This window comes from Acinetobacter tjernbergiae DSM 14971 = CIP 107465 (genome assembly GCF_000374425.1).
Classification (GTDB): Bacteria; Pseudomonadota; Gammaproteobacteria; order Pseudomonadales; family Moraxellaceae; genus Acinetobacter; species Acinetobacter tjernbergiae.
Genome location: NZ_KB894372.1, coordinates 12,162 through 33,594, shown reverse-complemented (window position 1 = coordinate 33,594; position 21,433 = coordinate 12,162). Strand labels below are relative to the sequence as shown.

Here is a 21,433-nt window from a genome sequence, read left to right as displayed (position 1 = left end):
CTATAAAATAGATCATTTTTCACATATAATATCTGCAAAGACTCTAACAGAAAAATGATTTTCTTACACATTACTATTTTCTAAAATTCGCTTTTCTGACATTTTTTTCCCTAGAGTTTATCAATGTATTTTTATCACTATTATGAATAATCAAAGTATCGAAACAGATAATCCAAAATGATTCAAATACAGGATTAAGATTATGCCAGCATATAAAGCCCCTCTCCGTGATATTCGTTTCTTAATGAACGAAATGTTAGATTATCCAGCACATTACCAAACTTTGACAAGTGGTCAAAATGCGGATGCTGAAACAGTTGATATGATTCTTGAAGGTGCAGCAGATTACTGCGAAAACGTGCTTTCTCCACTCAACCAATCAGGTGATGAAGAAGGTTGTACTTTCAACAATAGCGAAGTAACAACACCTAAAGGCTTTAAAGAAGCGTATGACCAATTCGTAATGGGCGGTTGGCAAGGTCTTTCTTACCCAGAAGAATTTGGTGGTCAAGGCTTACCAATGTCTTTAAACCTCATTAAATCTGAAATGATGGGTACGGCGAACTGGTCATTCACCATGTATCCAGGTTTAAGTACAGGTTGTATGAACACCATCATGCAGTTCGGTACGGATGAGCAAAAAAATACCTATATGCCTAAATTGGTTGAAGGGACTTGGTCAGGCACAATGTGCTTAACTGAACCTCAATGTGGTACAGACTTAGGTCAAGTAAAAACTAAAGCAGAACCTGCTGCTGACGGTACATATAAAATCTCTGGTACTAAAATCTTCATCTCTGCGGGTGAGCATGATTTAACAGACAATATCATTCATATCGTACTTGCGCGTCTTCCAGATGCACCTGCGGGTACTCGTGGTATTTCTTTATTCATCGTACCGAAATTCATCCCGACTGCTGATGGCGGTGTAGGTGAGCGCAATACGGTTTCTTGTGGTTCTATTGAACACAAAATGGGTATTAAAGCCTCTGCAACAGCAGTACTTAACTTTGATAATGCAACAGGCTACCTCATCGGTGAAATCAACAAAGGTTTACATGCGATGTTTACCTTCATGAACACTGCGCGTATTGGTACAGCGGTTCAAGGTGTTGCTCACGCTGAGCTTTCATTCCAAGGTGCTTTACCTTATGCGAAAGATCGTATGTCTATGCGCGCACTTTCTGGTAAGAAAGAACCTGAGCGTGTAGGTGATGCGATTATTCACCACGCTGACGTACGTCGTTTGCTTTTAACTCAAAAAGCGATTGCTGAAGGCGGTCGTTCAATGATCTATCATGCTGCAAAACTTGCAGATAAAATGACAGATGCATTAGTAAGTGGCGATCAAGCTGCTTATGAAGCTGCCGATGACAAACTTGGTTTCTATACCCCGATTTTAAAAGGTTTCTTGACTGAATTAGGCTTGGAAGCAGCAAACAACGGTATGCAAGTGTATGGCGGTCATGGCTATATCCGTGAATGGGGTATGGAACAAATCGCGCGTGATGCTCGTATCTCAACACTGTATGAGGGTACAACAGGTATCCAAGCACTTGACTTATTAGGTCGTAAAGTTCTTTTAAGCTCAAAAGGTAAAGTCGTTCGTGACTATACTGCTGAAATTTTGAAGTTCTGTGCGACTCATGCACGTAACAAGTACTTACGTCGTTTTGCTTGGGACTTAACGAAGCTTTGTGCTCAATGGAATACTTTAACTGTTCGTATCATGCTTGCTGCTCGTAAAGACCGTGACATCGTATCTTCAGCTTCAGCTGATTTCTTGATGTTCTCTGGTTATGTGATGATGGCTTACTTCTGGGCACAACAAGCAGTGATTGCTTCTGAGAAATTAGAAGCAGGGAACGGAATCGAAACACCAGAATTCTATAAAGCAAAAATCAAAGTTGCTGATTTCTACTTCGACCGTTTATTACCACGCGCTCAGGGCCATGCAGAATCAATGGTATCAACTTCACGCACATTAACTTCACTTGCACCAGAACACTTCAGTTTCGATTACTAATCGAAACGACAAAAAAGAGCGCTTGATGCGCTCTTTTTTTTACATCAAAAATTATTTTTATTTTACTTTTTCAAATATATACGCCTGTTGAGGAAATGGGTATTCTTTAAAAAATTTGCGATTCCGTCCATGATCAGCATTCCAAATTTGATCTAAATCTAAAACCAAATCATGATTTTGACTAATTTGATAATACAAATTGAGATCTGCGGCTTCACAACGAACCATTATTTTTTTTCCTGTGGTATGTACATGCCATTGTACTTGTTTACAGGTTTGTTCTATTTTAGCAATATTACGAGATGGGTCTGCACCTAAGCGTCCAAAACTGGTATTGGTCCAATACACTGAACCATCTTCTAACAAATTTAAAATATATTCGGCTTCTTTTTCACCCTTTACACAACCTGCAAACGCATCTGTACATGGAATCCGTGCATGATAGCGCCCAGCATAGCGTAAATCTTGCTGCGTGGGTTTAGTCATATGATTTGATGCCACATGAGGAATCGTTGCCTGCCCTGCAACCTCAGTTAATGCAACGCCTTCACTAGAAATTGTTTTTTCATCATCTGATACATTGGGGGCAGAAACTTCTTCACCATTTGGCTGTGCTTGGGTTGGCTGTTTCATCGATTCAGGATGATGGCTATCACATGCACTTAAACCAAAACTAAAAAGAATCCCTACACTAAAATGCTGTAAGAATAACCTGAACTGCATATCCATAATTCTCTAACATCATGATTACTTTCTTTACAAATTTAAGCCTAATTTTTTGAAAATATAGGGTTAATATTGGTGTCAGTCCATTCCCCAAAAGGGTAAATAGAAGGAAAGCAATAGGATTGAAATCGTGATTTGACAAAGCAGTGTGCTTTAAGTCGGTGCATTTTAGGCGATACTGTCGCTTTTTCCATCAGTCTTTTACACACGGTAACGATTCTCTTATCTGTTTAAACTTTAAAAATCTTCGTTCATCCCTATTTATTTATTAACAGTAGCAAATCACCAATAAAAGTATTTTTGCTGTTTCATATATATTTTAAGGAGAAAAATTCAATGACCAATTCTGGTTTATATCGCTCAAACCAACAAAGCATGATCGCTGGGATAATGGGCGGTATTGCGGAACGTTTTGGTTGGAATGCAAATTTATTACGCTTGATCTTTGTCGTGATTTCGCTCATGAGCGCTGCCTTTCCGGGTATTTTGGTCTATCTAATTTTATGGTTAGTTATTCCCAAAAAACAGCTCACTCCAGTTGAACATACGCAAGGTTACCAGCAACCTGTCAAAACGATTTATGATGATCAAAGCATAAAACGTTAATCCTTTTTTCCACTTTTGGTCGCTACGGTTGAATTTCCCCCGAATACAACCGTAGCTTTTTTTTATTTTTTATTCAAATGAAAGCTTTTGACGATTAAGCTGTTGCTGTAGCGCAGCAATCATATCGGCACGACTAATGATCCCAATCAAACATTTATTTTCAACCACAGGGATATAGTTAAATGACTTCTCCACAAAATAAGGGATTAAATCCTGAATGGGTTGAGATGGGTCAACAATGACAACACGATGACTCATAATTTGTCGGACATAGTGTTGCCAAGAATTTCTCGGATCAGTCGCACTTTTAAACCATTCCACCACTTCATATAAAGCCAATGTCCCCACCAAATGATTTGCGGTATTGACAACAGGCAAACTCATCAAATTCACTGCTTTAAATTTATCCAAAGCCTGATGAATATCATCATCTTCATGCAATTTCATCACATCTCGACTCATAATGTCTTGACAAACAAATGAGTTCGTCAGACGTTCATTGGCCCGTTCTTGTGCTTCTAAAATGATTTTTTCCAAATCATATTGACTAATATCTAATAGCTCGGTGTGATGTGCCAAAGCATATCTAATATCTTTCGGTTGAATTGATACTTTTTGGGTTGGTGTTGGATCTTTAGAGCGTTCATTAATATGCGCTGTAATCGGATAATGTCGACCAATCAACCGATTAAAAAAGACTGCAATCAATAATAATAAAATCGAATTGAGTAACACAGGATATAAGATAAATTGAAAGCCTAAACGGTGTACGGCATCCCCACCTAATACGGCGGTAATTGCCACTGCTCCACTCGGTGGATGCAATGAATCGGTGGTCATCATCATAAAAATTGCCAATCCAACCGCAATACTAAAAGCAGAGGTTAAATCAGGCAAAAGCTGTGTACAGGTTACTCCAATCAGCCCTGCTAAGGTATTCCCAACCACAACATTCCAAGGCTGAGCTAATGGACTATTCGGAACTGCAAAAAGCAGTACAGAAGAGGCACCCATAGGAGCGATATACCATGCATTCATACCGCCCAATACATACCAACTAATTAAAGAGGATATTGCTAAACCACAAAGCGCACCAAATCCTGAAAGTAAACGTTCTTTCAAAGGTAATACTTTATAATTGGGTTTTAGTAAATTTAGCCAGTCTGATTGGATCAAGCTCACAATACACCTTACCGTAATCGTGTTGTTTTCATCGGTTGCAGCAGTATACGCTGATCTTAAAACAAAGATGTATTTAAATTATAGTTTTAAACTATGGAAAAGATTCTAGAGGCCGGCTAATCTATTCATTGCAAAAAGTAGTTTATATATTTTTTTCGTTGAGATAACGCCAATAGCGTTTAGGTAAATATTGCACGTGCAATTTCACATTCTGACGTTCTTTAATGTTGATACTATTGAAATAATCTTTCCAAAGTTGATCGTATAGTTCTTCTTGTTCATCTAATTCTAATTGGAAGTTTTGACTCGCACCATTTTCGAGATTACGGTCAATTTGACTAACCTCTAAAGACACCTCATGAATTTCGCGTAAATCATAATACAATCCATATTTGCGTTGTTCGTCATAAATCAACCAACGTTGATCTTGATAACGACGCTTAAAATGCGACTGTATCAAAGGCAAGACATTAAAATCAGGTCGAACCAAACTTAAAAATAAACCATCAGTGGTTTTCTTAAATCGCACAAAAGCTTCCATACGATGTTTTTCGCGCCCCACCCTTTTCGCCCATTGTGAAATCGCTAAAACACTGGGATGCGAATAGTTTTTCTCGACTGAATGTTGATGCCGAAAAACATAGATACAGTAATTAAATAAATGCTGATAGGCATCTAAGGATTCTGACAAATAAGCAAAATAAAATTGTCTTAAAGATGAATACGAAAGTTTCTGTTGTAAGGCTGACCAAACACGACCTGCATGTTGCTCATGATTTGGAATCTCAACCACCGTAGCAAATAAGCCATGCTGCGTGCCTTGGTTTAAACAGAGTTGTACGTGAAACTCTTTAAATTGAAAAGCACGAAATACACAGTTGAGTAAACCGACCATTGAGCCATCAAAATAATAATAAACCACAGCATCATTGAGCATGTTTAGAACCCTAAACTCAATTGTGGTGACAGTTGTTTAACGTACTTGGATGAACCCTGCGTTAATATCTGCTGCCGAATATCAATAGTAGAAAGCTCTTTTTGGAAACGCGGACTGGCTTCACAATGAATAAAAAACTTGGCACGTGAATACGCCACACCGAGTTGTTTTAGTAAATCAATATGCACTTTACCAAAACGACGCGCTTGTACGATTTTCTTGGCAGACTTCACCCCAATACCTGGGACGCGCAAAATCATTTGATAATCTGCACGATTTAAATCCACTGGAAATTGTTCAGGGTGACGTAGTGCCCAACTCAGTTTTGGGTCTACATCTAAATCTAAATATGGATGTTTTTCATTGACAATTTCATTGACCTGAAACCCATAAAAACGCATCAACCAATCACTTTGATACAGTCGATTTTCTCTTAATAATGGTGGTGCAGAACCCACCGCAGGCAAATAGTTATTTTCCGTATTGATTGGTATATAGCCTGAGAAATAGACACGTTTGAGTTTAAATTCTTTGTAATGTCGATCTGCCATCACCAGTACGTCTTGATCGGTTTCCAGATGTGCGCCGACCACCATTTGTGTGGTCTGCCCTGCAGGTACGTATTTCGGCACATGCTTAATAATTTGACGTTCATCTTTGAGTTGAATCAGTCGATCTCGTACTAAACCTAAATCTTTTTGTACTTCTTGATGGGATTTTTCAGGAGCAAACGCTTTTAATCCAACCTCAGTTGGCATTTCTAAATTGATGCTCATCCGATCTGCATAAAGCCCTGCTTCGTGAATCAGCTCTGGTGAAGCACCCGGAATGGTTTTGAGGTGAATATAGCCATTAAAATTTTCTTCAAGTCGTAGTTTTTTCACCACTTGCAGCATCCGCTCCATCGTATAATCAGCAGACTTAAAAATTCCTGAACTCAGAAACAACCCTTCAATATAATTACGACGATAAAAATTAATGGTGAGATCAACCACTTCTTGTACCGTAAATGCAGCCCGTTTCACATCATTGGAACGGCGTGACACGCAATAAGCACAATCAAAAATACAGACATTACTAAACAAGATTTTCAGCAATGAAACACAACGCCCATCTTCGGTATAGCTATGGCAAATGCCTGAACGACTGGCATCTCCTAGCCCCTTATCTTTATTTTTACGGTCACTGCCACTGGAGGAACAGGACACGTCATATTTGGCAGCGTCCGCAAGAATTTGTAATTTTTCACGAATGCGATCAGACATATCAAACACCTCTGTGACAACATCATTTCAAAGCTAACATTTCATGATTTGAAAATTAAGATTGATAAAGATGTTATGCGTCATGAGGTGACGTTTAAGTGAATAAACTACTATTCAAGACTTTGCCAACTGAGAAAGTATGTCTGCTATCGAGTACATTTTGAATTGACTCGAAAATTAAACAAAAAACTTTAAATAATTTATTATCAGAACTTGTCGCTGAAACGCTCGAATCCTTTGCACTGCAACCGAAAATCCTTATACTCATTTTCAACTAGGTTATCTAAACTATTTACATGAACAACAATTACTTAGAAAATATTAAAAATGCAATCAAATTTTCACATGAATTAGGGTTACAAAACCTTCAGCTAACACCAGCAGCAAAGCAATACACAGAAAAAAAAGAAATGGACAAATTATTAGAAATTGTAAATGGGGAGTTATTTGATTTTATTGAACAAAAATTTGCCATTTATCCTTATTGGGGGAATATGTGTTTAGATTTAAATGCACACGCATTTATGTATTTACATGCTCTTGGCTACAATGTTGATATGGTATTTGGAAACATTAACGTGAACAATTCACCTGATGATGAATTTGATGTTACTAAAGAATCATTAATGTATGAATATAACAACAAAATAACTACTGGTATCCAAAATGTTCACGCATGGGTGAATATAGGTGGTGACATCATTTTGGATTTTGCAATAATGCCCAGACTTATTAAAAATTATAGCTATCCTCGTAAATTGGGGGACGTAATATGCTCAACTGCCCATATTTTAGAAAAACACTATAAATTGATTTATAAACCTCTTTTAGTTGGTTCAGACTTCTTTACTATTACCAATACATATAACCCATTAGAAAAAGCTTCAAACTTAAAAGTAATTATGCAATCACAATTTAGGTAAAGCCTTTGCCACTACTCCGCAAAATCCTTATACTTAAGCACAATTTTTGTTTGATTCCAGTGGATGCACCATGAGTCGTGCTATATCGCATATTGATACATTTCAGGGCTTAATTCTTGCCCTACAAAACTATTGGGCGGAGCAAGGCTGCGTCATATTACAACCATATGATATGGAAATGGGTGCAGGAACATTCCACACTGCAACATTCTTACGTGCATTAGGGCCAGAAACTTGGAATGCGGCTTATGTTCAACCTTCACGCCGTCCGAAAGATGGTCGCTATGGTGAGAACCCGAACCGCTTACAACATTACTATCAGTTCCAAGTCGTCTTAAAACCAAACCCAGACAATATCCAACAGCTTTATCTCGATTCTTTAAAAGCGATCGGGATTGATACGTTGACGCATGACATTCGTTTCGTGGAAGATAACTGGGAATCTCCAACGCTTGGCGCATGGGGCTTAGGTTGGGAAGTCTGGTTAAATGGTATGGAAGTGACTCAGTTCACTTACTTCCAACAAGTCGGTGGTGTTGAATGCTACCCTGTGACTGGCGAAATTACTTACGGTTTAGAACGTCTTGCGATGTACCTTCAAGGTGTAGACTCAGTTTACGATCTGGTTTGGACTAAAGGTCAGTTCGGTACAGTGACTTACGGCGATGTATTCCATCAAAATGAAGTTGAGCAATCAACCTATAACTTTGAATATGCCAACGTTGAAAAAATGTTTGAATTATTCGATTTCTATGAAGCGGAAGCAACTCGCTTAATGGAAGCTGAACTGCCACTCCCTGCTTATGAGCAAGTCATTAAAGCATCGCATAGCTTTAACTTACTTGATGCGCGTGGTGCTATTTCTGTGACTGAACGTCAACGTTATATTTTACGTGTGCGTACTTTGGCGCGTTCAATTGCACAAAGTTATGTCGCTGCCCGTGCGAAACTCGGTTTCCCAATGGCAGAACCGCATTTACGTGATGAAGTATTGGCTCAACTCAAAGCACAAGTTGAAGCAGAAGCAGCCCAAGCTGAAAAAGCGAAGGAGAATAAATAATGACCAAGCATACAGTTGTATTCGAACTTGGCTGTGAAGAACTTCCACCAAAAAGCTTAAAGACTTTACGTGATGCTTTAAAAGCTGAAACTGAAAAAGGCCTCAAAGATGCAGGCTTAAACTTCGCGTCTATTCAAGCTTATGCTGCTCCACGTCGTTTAGCCCTTAAAATTGTGGATATCGATGCTGCTCAAGCGGACACGCAAAAACGTTTTGACGGCCCTGCGGTACAAGCGGCTTATGATGCTGAAGGCAAAGCAACTAAAGCCCTTGAAGGCTTTATGCGCGGTCAAGGCGTTACGGTTGATCAGCTTTCAACGTTCCAAGCAGGTAAAGTTGAAAAAGTGTGCTTCTTGAAAGATGTGAAAGGTCAAAGCCTTGATGCTTTACTGCCACAAATTTTACAAGCTGCGTTGGATGACTTGCCAATCGCTAAACGTATGCGTTCAGCGGCAAGCCGTACTGAATTCGTGCGTCCAGTAAAATGGGTTGTATTGTTGAAAGACGACCAAGTCGTTGAAGCAACCATTCAAGATCATAAAGCAGGTAACGTGACCTATGGTCATCGTTTCCATGCGCCAGAAGCAGTGACTCTGACACATGCAAATGACTATTTAGCTGCCTTAGAGCAAGCTTATGTCGTTGCGAACTTTGAAAAGCGTCAAGCAACCATTCAAGCACAAGTCAAAACATTGGCAGATGAAGTCAATGCCACTGCAATTGTGCCAGCAGACTTACTTGATGAAGTCACCAGTTTGGTTGAATGGCCTGTTGCGTTACGTGCAACCTTTGAAGAGCGTTATTTAGCTGTTCCTCAAGAAGCATTGATTACCACCATGCAGGACAACCAAAAGTATTTCTGTTTAATCAATGCTGAAGGTAAATTACAACCTTACTTCATTACCATTTCAAATATTGAGTCAAAAGATCCGATTCAAATTATTGAAGGAAATGAGAAAGTTGTACGCCCTCGTTTGTCAGATGCTGAATTCTTCTTTTTACAAGACCAAAAGCAACCACTTGCAAGCCGTAAAGAAAAACTCGCAAATATGGTATTCCAAGCACAATTGGGTACGCTTTGGGATAAATCAGAACGTATTGCTAAATTAGCGGTGGCATTGTCTCCAATTACAGGTGCAAATGTTACTGATGCTGAGAAAGCTGCGTTACTTGCGAAATGTGACTTAACCTCTGAACTTGTGGGTGAATTCCCAGAGCTTCAAGGGATTGCAAGTACTTACTATGCACGCCTTGAAGGTGAGAATAATGAAGTTGCAGAAGCTTTAGGTGAACAGTACTTACCTAAATTTGCTGGTGATGTATTACCGCAAACTAAGACAGGTACAACCATTGCGCTTGCTGACCGTTTAGACACATTGGTCGGTATTTTCGGTATTGGTCAAGCACCAACAGGTTCTAAAGATCCATTTGCATTACGTCGTTCTGCAATCGGTATCTTACGTTTGATCATTGAAAATGAACTCGATGTCACGATTGAAGAACTAGTGAACTTTGCGCTTCAAGGTTATGGTGACGTGGTTAAAGATCATGATAAGACCCGTGCTGATGCCGTTGCGTTCCTTGAAGGTCGTTACCGTGCCAAGTATGAAGACCAAGGCGTATCAGTTGATGTGATTCAAGCGGTTCAAGCACTTGCTCCAAAATCTCCACTTGATTTTGATAAGCGTGTCACTGCTGTCAATCATTTCCGTACTTTGCCAGAAGCGGCTGCATTGGCTGCGGCAAATAAACGTGTTGCTAATATTCTTGCGAAAGAAGCAACGCCTGAAGGGGCTGTGGTTGAAGCGAACTTGGTTGAAGCTGCTGAGAAAGCGCTTTATGCAGAGCTTCAAGCACTTACGCCTGTGGTTCAGCCTTTACTTGCTACACGTAATTATACCGAAGCATTGTCTAAGCTTGCTGCGCTTCGTGCGCCAATTGATGCTTTCTTTGAAGGTGTAATGGTTATGGCAGATGACGTTGAATTGAAAGCCAACCGTTTACGTTTATTGGCTCAGTTGCGTGATTTATTCACGGCAATTGCAGATGTAAGTGTATTGCAGGGTTGATGTTAAGTAATTGAAAAATAAGGTAGACCCCGCTATAAATTAGCGGGGTTTATTTTATCGAATAATCGTCAGCCAAATTTTAATACAAATTGCCATTTTGCGATTCATCTGAATTATAAAAATTGCCCCATAAGTGGTTGGGGCATTGTCCTTGTTGAGTGCCAAGTTGGCGTGTTTACTTCGACACAAGATCACTTCTCAGCAAGATAACAACAATGGCTTTCTGATCTACATCCCAAACGATTAGCTTTTTACCATTATTGTAAAAGCATTTATAATCCATAATGTCGCCATATGCTTCCGTAATTTCCATCTTTTCTGGCTTTCCAAATTCTTCTTCAAATTGCTCAAAGTTTTAATGTAACTATAGTAATCTTTATATGCGCCATAGATTGAAAAATCACGAATTTTTCCATTTTTTACTACAAAACTAATTTTTTCATAAAAATGAAAAACACCACCTTCTTGAACTACATTATTTATTAATTCAGCTTTCGATAACTCATTTTCGTTTTCATCATAATATCGACTCCCTTCTGCTTTAGACCAAGAAGAGCCTTTCACAATTGGAGCTAATGTAATCTCAGTAATCTTTTCGAATGGGAATTCATTTACATCACTTCCATATTTTCACGCCAGCCAAAGAAAGGTTATCTAACTCAAGTGAGCTACTCTTCAATATTTCAAAATTTTCTAGTATTTCGATCATGCTTTACTGATGCGCAACTACCCGCGCAAGGCGCAAGTTAGACAGATTACAGAAACATCCATAAAAAGTTAAACCATATTAATTTTTTTTATGAATAGTCATGTTTTCGGAAGCTGAAAAAATTAAAGATAAATTCTATACTTATGCTAGAAAATTTCTAGGCTAGCTTCATTGACTAGCTCGGACTTTAGCAGTTTAAGTTGTTCAATGAAATTATCTAGCAATACTGGCTCTGTAGTGAAAAATAGCTTTACTTCGCTTGCAATATTTTTCTTACCAAAATCAATAAACTCTGATTGTGCATGAATACTAACGTAAATTTTTCCAAGTTCTTGAAAATGTAATCGTGCAACAAATGCTCCACTAGCATATTCTGGGCCAAATTCACCAAATTGAATATCGTAGATTCCACCGTAAATGTGGTTTTTGAACTGATAAATTTCAGATACCATTTTATTGTAATTATCATACCCAACATAAACTTTGTTAATAAAAGTAGAAATACCATCTGACGAGGTAATTTGAAATTCATACATATCATCATCACGCCAGATAATTTTGAATGTTATTCCTTGAATCATATAATGCCCAACTACGCTTATGCGGCAGAAGTGAGGTATACGATTCCAAAATCTGCTGCATAAGATACCTATTTTGATTAAAAATAAACCGCGAAAATATTGATTTGTATTGAATTAAAACTACCATGGGGAAAACAAGGCGTCAACGCTCATCAAATATTTGATTAACAACCTGATCTTCTGAATTGGATGAAGAAGCGAATACGCTACAAACATATGAGCTATCAAACTGAACAGACATAATTTTTACGCACTGTATCAATTTCACATTACCTACATTCTTTTCTTATACTTGGCGATAAGCTATAAAGCTTGGATTATGGCAAGGTCAGTTATGGGACGGAAAAGATGATGAAAAAAGTACCTTCACTGTGTTTAGCGACTGCACTGATCGCATCGTCTTCTCTCTGGGCAGCCGAAACAAATACAACTACGGCGAATGCGAATACTGCAACGGCTGAAAAAACACTTCCTTATGGTGATAATCCAAGTATCGGACGTGTACTACTGTATAAAACAGGAAAAGGCATCCAAAACTTAGGTCACTCGATTCAACATGGTTCAGAAAAAACATCTGCAAAAATAAGCAAATCATGGCAAGAAGCCAAAGTTTATAGTGCTGAGCAATCTCAATCAATTCAGGCAAAAGCTGAAGAAACCAAAGAAGTCACCACAAAGAAACTGCAAGAAACCAAAGATGCTGTCATCGGTACAAATGACGGGAACATTCCAATTGTGCATGCAGAACTTAGCCAATCATCATCGAACTAAAAATAAAAACACCTCTAATCGACTTAGAGGTGTTTAGCTTAACCCTTAGTTTGATTAAACAAGTTCGGCTTCTCCCCCAACTTGATGATCAATCAAATATTCATTCAAATTAAAATAACTGAGTTGCTGACGCATCTTAAACGTTGTCCACGGCCATACCGTACTGTTACGCCCATTTCGATCAATGAAATAACTCTGACAACCCCCTTTATTCCACACCGTCGTTTGTAAAGCCTCTTGCACGCGTTGATTAAATTCAGCCATACGCACAGGGTCAGGTTCTATGCTTTTGATATTTTTTTGAATTGCTTGTTTTAAGGCATCAACAATATAAGTCAGTTGGGCTTCAATGATGATAAAAGCAGATGAACTCACCGCAATATTAGGGCCGAACATCAAAAAACCATTCGGACAATCCGCCACCATCGTTCCCATATAACCTTCTGGACTACCCTGCCACACATCAGACATGCTTTGCCCATAACGGTTATAGACTCGCTGTGCAATTGGTGGTTCAGCGACTTCAAAACCTGTCCCGAGAATGATCACATCAGCTTCAAAAGTCGTGCCATCACTGGCAATCAACTGCTTGCCTTTCACTTCGCTCAATGCACCCGCCACCACATTGACATTGTCTTGGGCTAGAGTTGGGTACCATTCATTAGATTGCAGAATACGTTTACAGCCAATCACATAATTTGGTGTGACTTTGGCACGTAACTTAGCGTCTTTAATGCCTTGTTTAATATGAAACTCGGCAATACGTTGTACTTGTCGCATCGCCGCATTACTTTGTAAGCCACCATTTAAGGTTTCAAAGATGCCATAGACTGAACCACGCATCACCGACTGAGTGACAGGGACATATTTAAATAAGGTTTGAATCGCACTTGGGAGTGGCATATCGGATTTAGGTAAAATCCAATGCGGTGTGCGTTGAAATACAGTGAGTTGTTTTACCAACGGCTGAATTTGTGGCACAAACTGAATTGCTGAAGCACCTGTGCCAATTACTGCAACACGTTTTCCTGTTAAGTCCACATCATGTCGCCAACGCGATGAATGGAAAATCTCACCCTTAAAATCTTTTAAGCCTTGAATGTTTGGAATGACAGGCTCATGCATTGGGCCACATGCCATAATCGCAAATTGTGAATGTAATTCGCCTTGATTGGTTTTAATAATCCAGCACTGTTTAGCATCTGACCACGTTGCTGCAAGGGTTTCATGTTGAAAACGGACATGAGGTAATACTTGGTATTTTTGTGCCGTATTTTGCAGATATTGTTTGATTTCAGCCTGTCCTGCAAACACACGACTCCATGCAGGATTGGGCTCAAAAGAGTAGGAATACAATGCTGAAGGCACATCACAAGCACAGCCTGGATAGGTATTTTCACGCCATACCCCACCCAACTCATTGGCTTTTTCTAGCAAAATAAAATCTTGGATGCCTGCTTGTTTGAGTTTAATGGCTGCGCCCAGACCTGCAAAACCACCGCCGATCACAATGACACGATGAAATGGAACAGTCTTCGATTGTGTACCCATACCACGTATTTCCTTATTTTAATTCCGTGAACAACATCGCATAAACAACTGAGAGGGTCATTATCAAGACAGGCCTTTTCTTAGGTCATTTTTGACACAAATTGCTAAGGTGGCTTACCGTTGTTTGCATTCAACCGATTCAGCTTAGATTTATACTGTTATCCCAAAACATAGATTGAACTTCTCAGCGTTTATCTACACACTCAATAACATAAATTCATAGGATTAGAATTTTGCAAATAATGCATCACCCATTCAATGTAGTGTCATTAATGTGGCGACACAAAAGCATAAACTGGATCAGAAAACACGGACGGTCACTGTTTTCGATATTCAAAGCGATGAAACAAAATACAATTTTGAGAAGCTTAAAAGCCATTTCAGTCAAACTGTTTTAGCTCAATATAACGATGCAGGGGAAATAAAAAATTTCCCTCTCTGTTCAATATGTTGTTGTAGAATGATCAACTTAATCAAAGTAAGAAATAAATAAAAAGAGCAATTCACCATGCCATTATCAAAGATTGAGGTGTGCTATTCACACCTACCGACAACAGTTCAAGCCCTGATGAATGCGGTTATACAAGCACAACGGGAAGTTTTACAAATCCCTGAGCATGATCGACACATTCGTTATATTGAGCATCGCCCTGAACACTTTTGGATACCACCGAATAAATCTCAAAAATATACTTTAATTGAAATTTGCATGTTTTATGGTCGCAGCATTGAAACAAAAAAGAAGCTGTATCAAACTTTAGTTAAAAATTTAACTGAACTCGGTATTCCTAAAGATGACATTTTTATTTTGCTTCAAGAACAAGCCTTAGAGAACTGGGGAATTCGCGGAGGGATTGCTGCTTCAGAAATTGATCTAGGTTTTAAAGTAGAGATTTAAAATAACCTTTAAAGCAGCGTAAACTTGATCATTCAATTTTCTTTATTCCATCAATATGAAAGTTGATCAAATATGCTTTTCACCTTTTATTTCTTATAAATTTGAGATTAAACTTTGCTATCAACTCTATTTTTTACTTTATTTTTCATTTAATTATGAAAAATATCATCTCCACAATTTCTAGCTACAGTGTTTTTAAGCTGTAATGTGCTTGTAAAGTTTTGCTGAAATCCATCGCTTTCTCTGTTTTGCTGGTTATGATGCATTTGCGTTGATGAAGTACCCCAATACGGTACATCGCTTAAGGAAATCGCAATGAAAAAAATGATCAAAACCGCTATCGTGACAACAACTCTCCTTGCTTCTGCATCTATTTTTGCACAAAACGTTGGTATCAATGCCAATGGCTCGGCGCAAGTGAATGTAGAATCAGGTGGCTTGATCAAAGGCGTTACAGGTGCAGTTAAAAACACGGCACAAGGCGTAGGTCATACCGCTCAGCATATTGGTCATGCTGCTGTAAATACGGGCGTAAATGCAACTCAGCAAACGATCGGTGTCGCAACCAATGTCAGCTCACAAGTGATCAGTAAAACTGATGAAACTGTCAAAAACACTCGCAACTACACTGTCAATAAAGCGAATGATGCTAAGCAATTTACGGCTGATCAAAAAACAAAGATCAACAAACAGCTTGAAGAAAAACAAACTCGACCTAAGGCATTAAATTTAGATGCACAAACCAGTCTCAATACACAAGTGAATGGTAAGACTTCATCAGTAAATGCCAAAACAGGCTTGAATGCAGATCGAAAAAATCTACAAACAGGTGCAAATGTAGGTGTGAAAGTCTTAGGCGTGAATGCCAATGTAAACACCAATGCTCAAGTTGGCGTGAACTAATCTATTTAAATCTGCTTTAAAGAAAGCCCTTTGTCGATACAAAGGGCTTTTTTATTGAATCATTGAGCTGACGAATTGTAGTTTGGTCTGTTCGTCAGCACTGTTGTCAATAAAGTGGCTCAAACCCTGATCATCACAACTCAAGGTCAATTGTTTATAACTCAGACTATAAAAGTCAGCATAATATTTAAATAGCAATAGCGACTGATCTAAGGCTAAAGCTTCGCCTACTTTGACTAACTTATGAATGCCACGATCATTCATCGTCACCAGATAAGATTTAGCATTGAGTTCTAGTTCAACAACTGCATTTGCTGTGACTTTTAATGGCAATAGATATTGTTGATTCGCCTTAATCGCTTCAGCGCTATAGCTCTCTAGCTTTAAACTCACCAAATTAAAGACCAAAAACTTATCTTGCACCGTGCGAATGCTTAACGCTGAGATTTCAGTGTGTTGGACAAAGTGTGGCTGAATACCCAACTTCTGCAAGTTTTGTTCAGTGCCCTGTTTGAGATTAAATAATTGTTGAACCAATTTTTGTTTGAGTAGCGCATCAAAATAACGCTCGTCTAAGACAAAATCATTATTCTCTAAAATCCGCAATAAAGCCTGATGGTGTCTGGTTAACAACGCATCAAGTACATGACGGTAATAAAATTTACTTTGCTTTTTAACTTCCCGAACACGCTTATAAAAATAGGTGATATCAAACGGTTGTTCGACAAAATCATTTAACAATTGTGAACTCGCCAAAACCGAAAGTGCTTCATGCCCTGTGAACGGTAAATGAATCACATGCATGTTTGGCAATAGAGGCTGTATTTTTAAGAAATGCTCTTTGTCTTCTGCAAAATAAGGATCATAAACAATGATGTATTCACGAGATGCATCCACTTCATCGGCTTGAATCTGCATTTCTTGATGAATGGATGGATCGAAAAATTCCGCATAACGTCGGTCTTGCACCACATCGGGGTCAATTGAATATTGTGGAACAAAAGCAACGATTTTCTGCATATTCAATAAATTAGAATACTTAATCGCAGCATAGCCTCCCATTGAGCCGCCATAACCAACAATCTGTTTAAATTGTTCTAAAATTGGCTGAATCTGCTGCTGCATCTGCAGCATGCTGCTTTTAGGAAACCAAGTTTTTTGTTTTGGCATAATGCCAATCACATTGTATTGATATTTTATCAGTGATTTTTCAGCATTAATCGACATTCCTTTGGCACGACTAATCAAATCGCCAAACGAAACTACTAAAGTGTCACTTGAACCTTTTAAAAAAATAACGCGAATATGTTCATCTTCAAATATTATTTGCTTATCCATGCTCACACTGAAAAATCAATCCTAGGCTTGTCGCAAAAAGTCATCAAATGATGGCTTTGCCAAACCCTATTTGCGGAGTATCTTATTTTATAGAGATAAGACAGATTAAAAAGCGCAAAAAATGACACAATCCTTGCATCCTGCTGCACAAAAAGGCTTTAGTTTAGGGGCAGAACTCTATCAGCAAGTTCGCCCCAGTTATCCACCAGAAGTCATCGTTTGGCTGCAAGATCAGCTCAAAGTTGGTGAAAGTTCCACTGTTATTGACCTCGGTTCAGGGACTGGCAAATTCTTACCTTACCTCATTCAAACACAGGCAAAGGTGATTGCGGTTGAACCTGTAGCAGAAATGCTAGAACAACTGCAACAAAGCTATATCACGGTTGAATGTCTACAAACTTCCAGTGACCAACTTCTGTTAAAGGATGAATCGGTTAACGCCATTATTTGTGCGCAATCGTTCCATTGGTTTTCAAATATTGAAACGCTCAAGGAAATGTATCGTGTCTTAACGCCATCGGGGCATCTCGGATTGGTTTGGAATCAACGAGACATTACTGTGGATTGGGTAAAAGCGTTAGCTGATGAAATTGCACCTTTTGAAGCAGATACACCGCGTTACCATAGTGAAAAATGGAAGAAAGTTTTTGAGCATCAAGCGCTATTTCAATTCAAAGGGCTGCAAACCTTTCAACTCAAGCATACAGGTACGGTAGAACATGTTGTCAGTAAACGTTTGCTTTCTACCAGTTTTATTGCAGCAATGCCGCAGCTTGAACAACAACGCCTGAAAGCAAGATTCGAACAAATTGTATTTGATTTTACAGGGCGAACTGCGCAAGATCAGATTGATTTTCCCTATACCACCTTTGCCTACCATTTCCAAAAAAGAGTAAATTAATAATCTATCAGGTGTATTTATGACGATTAAAGTTAAAACTACCGTTGCACTCACTGGCTTACTCAGCGCTACATTACTACTGAGTGCATGTAATAAAGACCAGCAAACAACAGCACACCAAGAACAACAAAGTACGACCAGCAACGATGCAATTGGTCAGATCAAACAAATACCGATTAAACAGTTCCCCGCCACTGCTGACGATGCGCATGATATTGCAGTCTTGGATGACTATGACCGCCGTTTTACCGAAATGAGCGATAGTATGGAAATGGAATTGGCAAAGATGAAAGAAGCCAATTCACTCACACCTGAATTTGAACAACAACGCCAAAAAGATAATGTCCGATCTGCACTCAATATGCTGAAAGAGTTAGAACTCAAAACCGAACAAGGTCGTTATATTCAAGGGCTTTTGTATGAATATTGGGATAACCAAGCCAAAGTATTAGAACAAAGTACCTTATCTAGCACCACTCAAAATACCGATACAGCCAAACAAGTTGATCATCTAAATGAGTATTTACATGCGCAAAGCCAACTGCATCATTGGAAGAATTCTCAACCCACAGAAACTAAAATGCAGAAGGAATAGTAACCTCATGAGCTTAATAGACCTATGAAAAAGTATTATGTTGGTAGCATGAAATAACTATACCCACCGAATTCAAAGGAAAAGCCCTCTAGGTTGCAAGACCTTAGGAAGCTATTTATTGAGTTTTAATTAAATAGAGGAAAAAGCTGTAAAAATGTAACAGATACAGCAATTAAAACTGCTAATGCAACTCTTTTTAGAAACTTAATAAATGCAAGAATACGTTGGTCACCTCCTGATTCAAACCTTGCTACAGCAATTATTGATGCTCAAAATGCCTGGAACCTATGTGAAAATTAATCATGAATATGAATATTAAAGAGCTTCTTGAACAAGTATTCCCTCCCTTTGAATTAAAGGCCAATCGCTCTCTACTTGAATGTGATTTTTATGACACTCATTATCGATATTTTGACCAAATTGATGATGATTATCTATCTGCAATAGGAATATCAGCAGAAGATTTACTTCTTGAATATAACTTTGATTGGCCTAAATTTTATTTGAAAGTTGGATTGGAAGCTGCTCGCTCACGTAGTAGACCTCATGAAGAAATCAAAACATGGAGAGATGTATGAATACTTGTATTACTTTGGGCAAGACTGTAGTTATTTAAGCTCAGAGGGTTTTAAATTCTTTTTACCAGCTGCATTGTATTATTTCCTATCAACTGATGAAAATAAAGCTTATATGGATTGGTTTATTTTTAGATTGAACTCACAATGGGAAAAAGATCAATATATTTTTGATGGCAATCAACAAACATTTATTCTAGCATTTGTAAGCGATTATTATAATGATGGGTATGCTTCTTCTACACTTGACTCTTAATAAAACTATAGCCGAAAATCCATCCCTCGATTATTCTTAGGTTGGGGCTTATCCATTTGTTTTACCCTTATTTCCTCTAGACGATATTTTTTTAAATATCTCAGGTAGTAGTTAGCAAGCTCTACTGTGATTTAAACTCTATTTAAGCTACACGAATGAGATCAAAGATCTCTCTTCTGTGTAACTTAAGCATTAAAAGTGCGTTAAATATTCTGTTTTTCTATCCACTGAATGGAATTAACACGGAATAACTCACAAGCACCATCGCCTGTATCGGTTGGTGTTAGAGAAGACCGCCAAACCAAATCCTTATCACGAATCTCGACCAACTCGCCTTTCAACTGCACCAAATCCCCACGCTTTACTTGTTTGATTTGCTGAGCAATTTCAGGATTTGCAGGAATAATATGCATATTGGACACCATTTGCATGGCTTGATCAGCAGGAACAGGCAGTTTATCAATTTTCCAATTCAGATAACGATCATATTGATTCACTGAAATTTTACCTGCAATCTCAGGCTTGGCAAATAAGCCCCAACTCACAGCATAATCAATCGGAGAAAATTTGGCTTGTTCGTCATCCTGATACATTTTAGAGCCGAGAATACGGAAGTCGCCATAAAAAGGCTGCAACACCGAAATAGACTGATCCTTGGCAATCGGCGATAAACCATTGGCAATGTTATATTCTATTCCACGGGTCGATGCATGTGCCTGCCCAAGCACTGCAACCATGCCCAAACTCATCCATAGACGTTTTTTCATGGTCCATCATCCTCAAAATATCACTAAAATCTTAGAAAAGCATATGTCTTCATAGTATGCTTAGATGATGAAAAAAAGTGCTTTTTTTAGTAACAATCAAACTCACTTTAGTCCTATTTTTGTGCTGTGATTTCAGTATTATCTTTATTAAAACGAGTGAATAGAGCTTTATGATTTACCAATTTTACCAACGTCGAATTTTTCCACATTTACTTAATCAAGTGATGCAAACTGCAAGCTTGATGGACAAACGTCGTGAATTATTAGTTCCGATCGAAGGTGAAGTGCTTGAAATCGGATTTGGTACAGGGCTGAATATTCCTTTCTACGGCAATGTTGATTCACTTTATGCCTTAGAACCCAACCCAGATATTTATCATCTGGCAATTGAACGAGTTCAACATGCGCCTTTTTATGTAAAACACGTGCAATCGAGTGCAGAAAAACTCCCCTTTGCCGATGCAAGTTTAGACCATATTGTTTCTACATGGACTTTATGCAGTATTCCAAATCTTGATCTCGCCTTGGCAGAAATTTATCGGGTGTTAAAACCTACAGGGACATTTCATTTAATTGAACATGTCAAACACCCTGACTCCGTTAAATTACAATCCCTACAAACCTTGCTGACCCCAATACAAAAACGAATTGGTGATGGTTGCCACCTCAATCGCAATATTGAGCATCATCTATTACAAGCTCAATTTAAGTTTGTGGAAAAAGAATATTTTGATGCGGATGGTATTCCTGCGGTTGCACAGAAAATGTTATTCGCACGGGCACAGAAACAATAG

Annotated in this window: 22 protein-coding genes; 13 read left to right on the top strand and 9 right to left on the bottom strand. The window is 38.5% G+C overall.

The features are described from left to right. Window positions 1-202 precede the first annotated feature (202 nt). Window positions 203-2,026, top strand: a complete 1,824-nt coding sequence (locus C502_RS0114065) for an acyl-CoA dehydrogenase C-terminal domain-containing protein (protein ID WP_018679463.1) — start codon at window positions 203-205, stop codon at window positions 2,024-2,026. A gap of 57 nt (window positions 2,027-2,083) precedes the next feature. On the opposite strand, the gene C502_RS0114060 is transcribed toward C502_RS0114065, so the two are convergent. Then, the gene (locus tag C502_RS0114060) at window positions 2,084-2,749 is read right to left on the bottom strand and encodes a hypothetical protein (RefSeq protein WP_023274775.1); all 666 of its coding nucleotides are present in this window, start codon (window positions 2,747-2,749) and stop codon (window positions 2,084-2,086) included. Window positions 2,750-3,088: 339 nt separating this feature from the next. On the opposite strand from C502_RS0114060, the gene C502_RS0114055 reads away from it, so the two are divergent. Further along, the gene (locus tag C502_RS0114055; protein ID WP_018679461.1) at window positions 3,089-3,358 is read left to right on the top strand and encodes a PspC domain-containing protein; all 270 of its coding nucleotides are present in this window, start codon (window positions 3,089-3,091) and stop codon (window positions 3,356-3,358) included. 69 nt (window positions 3,359-3,427) lie between these two features. Here C502_RS0114055 and C502_RS0114050 read toward each other — a convergent pair whose 3' ends face one another. The 3 genes from C502_RS0114050 to C502_RS0114040 all read right to left on the bottom strand — a co-directional run bounded on the left by C502_RS0114050 (window position 3,428) and on the right by C502_RS0114040 (window position 6,742). After that, window positions 3,428-4,540, bottom strand: a complete 1,113-nt coding sequence (locus tag C502_RS0114050) for an HPP family protein (RefSeq protein WP_018679460.1) — start codon at window positions 4,538-4,540, stop codon at window positions 3,428-3,430. A 142-nt stretch (window positions 4,541-4,682) separates the two neighbouring features. Beyond that, window positions 4,683-5,477 carry a TIGR03915 family putative DNA repair protein gene (locus C502_RS0114045; protein WP_018679459.1) on the bottom strand — a complete coding sequence of 265 codons (795 nt, stop codon included), beginning with the start codon at window positions 5,475-5,477 and terminating at the stop codon, window positions 4,683-4,685. A gap of 2 nt (window positions 5,478-5,479) precedes the next feature. Next, window positions 5,480-6,742, bottom strand: coding sequence for a putative DNA modification/repair radical SAM protein (locus tag C502_RS0114040; RefSeq protein ID WP_018679458.1), 1,263 nt, complete (start codon window positions 6,740-6,742; stop codon window positions 5,480-5,482). Window positions 6,743-7,038: 296 nt separating this feature from the next. Between C502_RS0114040 and C502_RS0114035 the strand changes: the two genes are divergently transcribed. The 3 genes from C502_RS0114035 to glyS all read left to right on the top strand — a co-directional run bounded on the left by C502_RS0114035 (window position 7,039) and on the right by glyS (window position 10,794). Then, entirely contained in the window at window positions 7,039-7,665 is a 627-nt protein-coding gene (locus tag C502_RS0114035) for a hypothetical protein (RefSeq protein WP_018679457.1), read from the top strand. A 70-nt stretch (window positions 7,666-7,735) separates the two neighbouring features. Further along, a complete protein-coding gene (glyQ, locus tag C502_RS0114030; protein WP_018679456.1) occupies window positions 7,736-8,725 on the top strand; it encodes a glycine--tRNA ligase subunit alpha in 990 nt (329 codons plus the stop codon). Further along, complete coding sequence (glyS, locus tag C502_RS0114025) at window positions 8,725-10,794, top strand: glycine--tRNA ligase subunit beta (protein WP_018679455.1); 2,070 nt, start codon at window positions 8,725-8,727, stop codon at window positions 10,792-10,794. Before glyQ ends, glyS begins: the two co-directional genes overlap by 1 nt. Before the next feature lie 243 nt (window positions 10,795-11,037). Here the strand turns inward: glyS and C502_RS0114020 are convergent, their stop codons facing one another. Further along, entirely contained in the window at window positions 11,038-11,358 is a 321-nt protein-coding gene (locus tag C502_RS0114020; protein ID WP_018679454.1) for a hypothetical protein, read from the bottom strand. A 291-nt stretch (window positions 11,359-11,649) separates the two neighbouring features. Next, window positions 11,650-12,084 (bottom strand): hypothetical protein, encoded by a 435-nt coding sequence (locus tag C502_RS0114015; RefSeq protein ID WP_018679453.1) that lies wholly within the window; start codon window positions 12,082-12,084, stop codon window positions 11,650-11,652. A 351-nt stretch (window positions 12,085-12,435) separates the two neighbouring features. Here C502_RS0114015 and C502_RS0114010 point away from each other — a divergent pair, with 351 nt between their 5' ends. After that, window positions 12,436-12,855, top strand: coding sequence for a hypothetical protein (locus tag C502_RS0114010; protein WP_026315808.1), 420 nt, complete (start codon window positions 12,436-12,438; stop codon window positions 12,853-12,855). Between the two features lie 54 nt (window positions 12,856-12,909). Here C502_RS0114010 and C502_RS0114005 read toward each other — a convergent pair whose 3' ends face one another. Further along, window positions 12,910-14,406 (bottom strand): flavin-containing monooxygenase, encoded by a 1,497-nt coding sequence (locus C502_RS0114005; RefSeq protein WP_018679451.1) that lies wholly within the window; start codon window positions 14,404-14,406, stop codon window positions 12,910-12,912. A 508-nt stretch (window positions 14,407-14,914) separates the two neighbouring features. Here C502_RS0114005 and C502_RS0114000 point away from each other — a divergent pair. Both C502_RS0114000 and C502_RS0113995 read left to right on the top strand, forming a co-directional pair. Then, a complete protein-coding gene (locus C502_RS0114000) occupies window positions 14,915-15,304 on the top strand; it encodes a tautomerase family protein (RefSeq protein WP_018679450.1) in 390 nt (129 codons plus the stop codon). 315 nt (window positions 15,305-15,619) lie between these two features. After that, entirely contained in the window at window positions 15,620-16,207 is a 588-nt protein-coding gene (locus tag C502_RS0113995; protein WP_018679449.1) for a hypothetical protein, read from the top strand. A 51-nt stretch (window positions 16,208-16,258) separates the two neighbouring features. Here the strand turns inward: C502_RS0113995 and C502_RS0113990 are convergent, their stop codons facing one another. Beyond that, window positions 16,259-17,545, bottom strand: a complete 1,287-nt coding sequence (locus C502_RS0113990; RefSeq protein WP_018679448.1) for a hypothetical protein — start codon at window positions 17,543-17,545, stop codon at window positions 16,259-16,261. A gap of 121 nt (window positions 17,546-17,666) precedes the next feature. Between C502_RS0113990 and C502_RS0113985 the strand changes: the two genes are divergently transcribed. From C502_RS0113985 to C502_RS19575, 4 genes are all read left to right on the top strand, one after another. Continuing rightward, a complete protein-coding gene (locus C502_RS0113985; RefSeq protein WP_018679447.1) occupies window positions 17,667-18,446 on the top strand; it encodes a class I SAM-dependent methyltransferase in 780 nt (259 codons plus the stop codon). A gap of 19 nt (window positions 18,447-18,465) precedes the next feature. After that, a complete protein-coding gene (locus C502_RS0113980; RefSeq protein WP_018679446.1) occupies window positions 18,466-19,041 on the top strand; it encodes a hypothetical protein in 576 nt (191 codons plus the stop codon). A gap of 302 nt (window positions 19,042-19,343) precedes the next feature. Further along, a complete protein-coding gene (locus tag C502_RS19580) occupies window positions 19,344-19,619 on the top strand; it encodes a hypothetical protein (protein ID WP_018679444.1) in 276 nt (91 codons plus the stop codon). After that, window positions 19,588-19,872, top strand: a complete 285-nt coding sequence (locus C502_RS19575; protein WP_023274774.1) for a hypothetical protein — start codon at window positions 19,588-19,590, stop codon at window positions 19,870-19,872. Before C502_RS19580 ends, C502_RS19575 begins: the two co-directional genes overlap by 32 nt. A 203-nt stretch (window positions 19,873-20,075) precedes the next feature. On the opposite strand, the gene C502_RS0113965 is transcribed toward C502_RS19575, so the two are convergent. After that, window positions 20,076-20,621 (bottom strand): hypothetical protein, encoded by a 546-nt coding sequence (locus tag C502_RS0113965; protein WP_409360638.1) that lies wholly within the window; start codon window positions 20,619-20,621, stop codon window positions 20,076-20,078. Window positions 20,622-20,809: 188 nt separating this feature from the next. Here C502_RS0113965 and C502_RS0113960 point away from each other — a divergent pair, with 188 nt between their 5' ends. After that, window positions 20,810-21,433 (top strand): class I SAM-dependent methyltransferase, encoded by a 624-nt coding sequence (locus C502_RS0113960; protein ID WP_018679441.1) that lies wholly within the window; start codon window positions 20,810-20,812, stop codon window positions 21,431-21,433.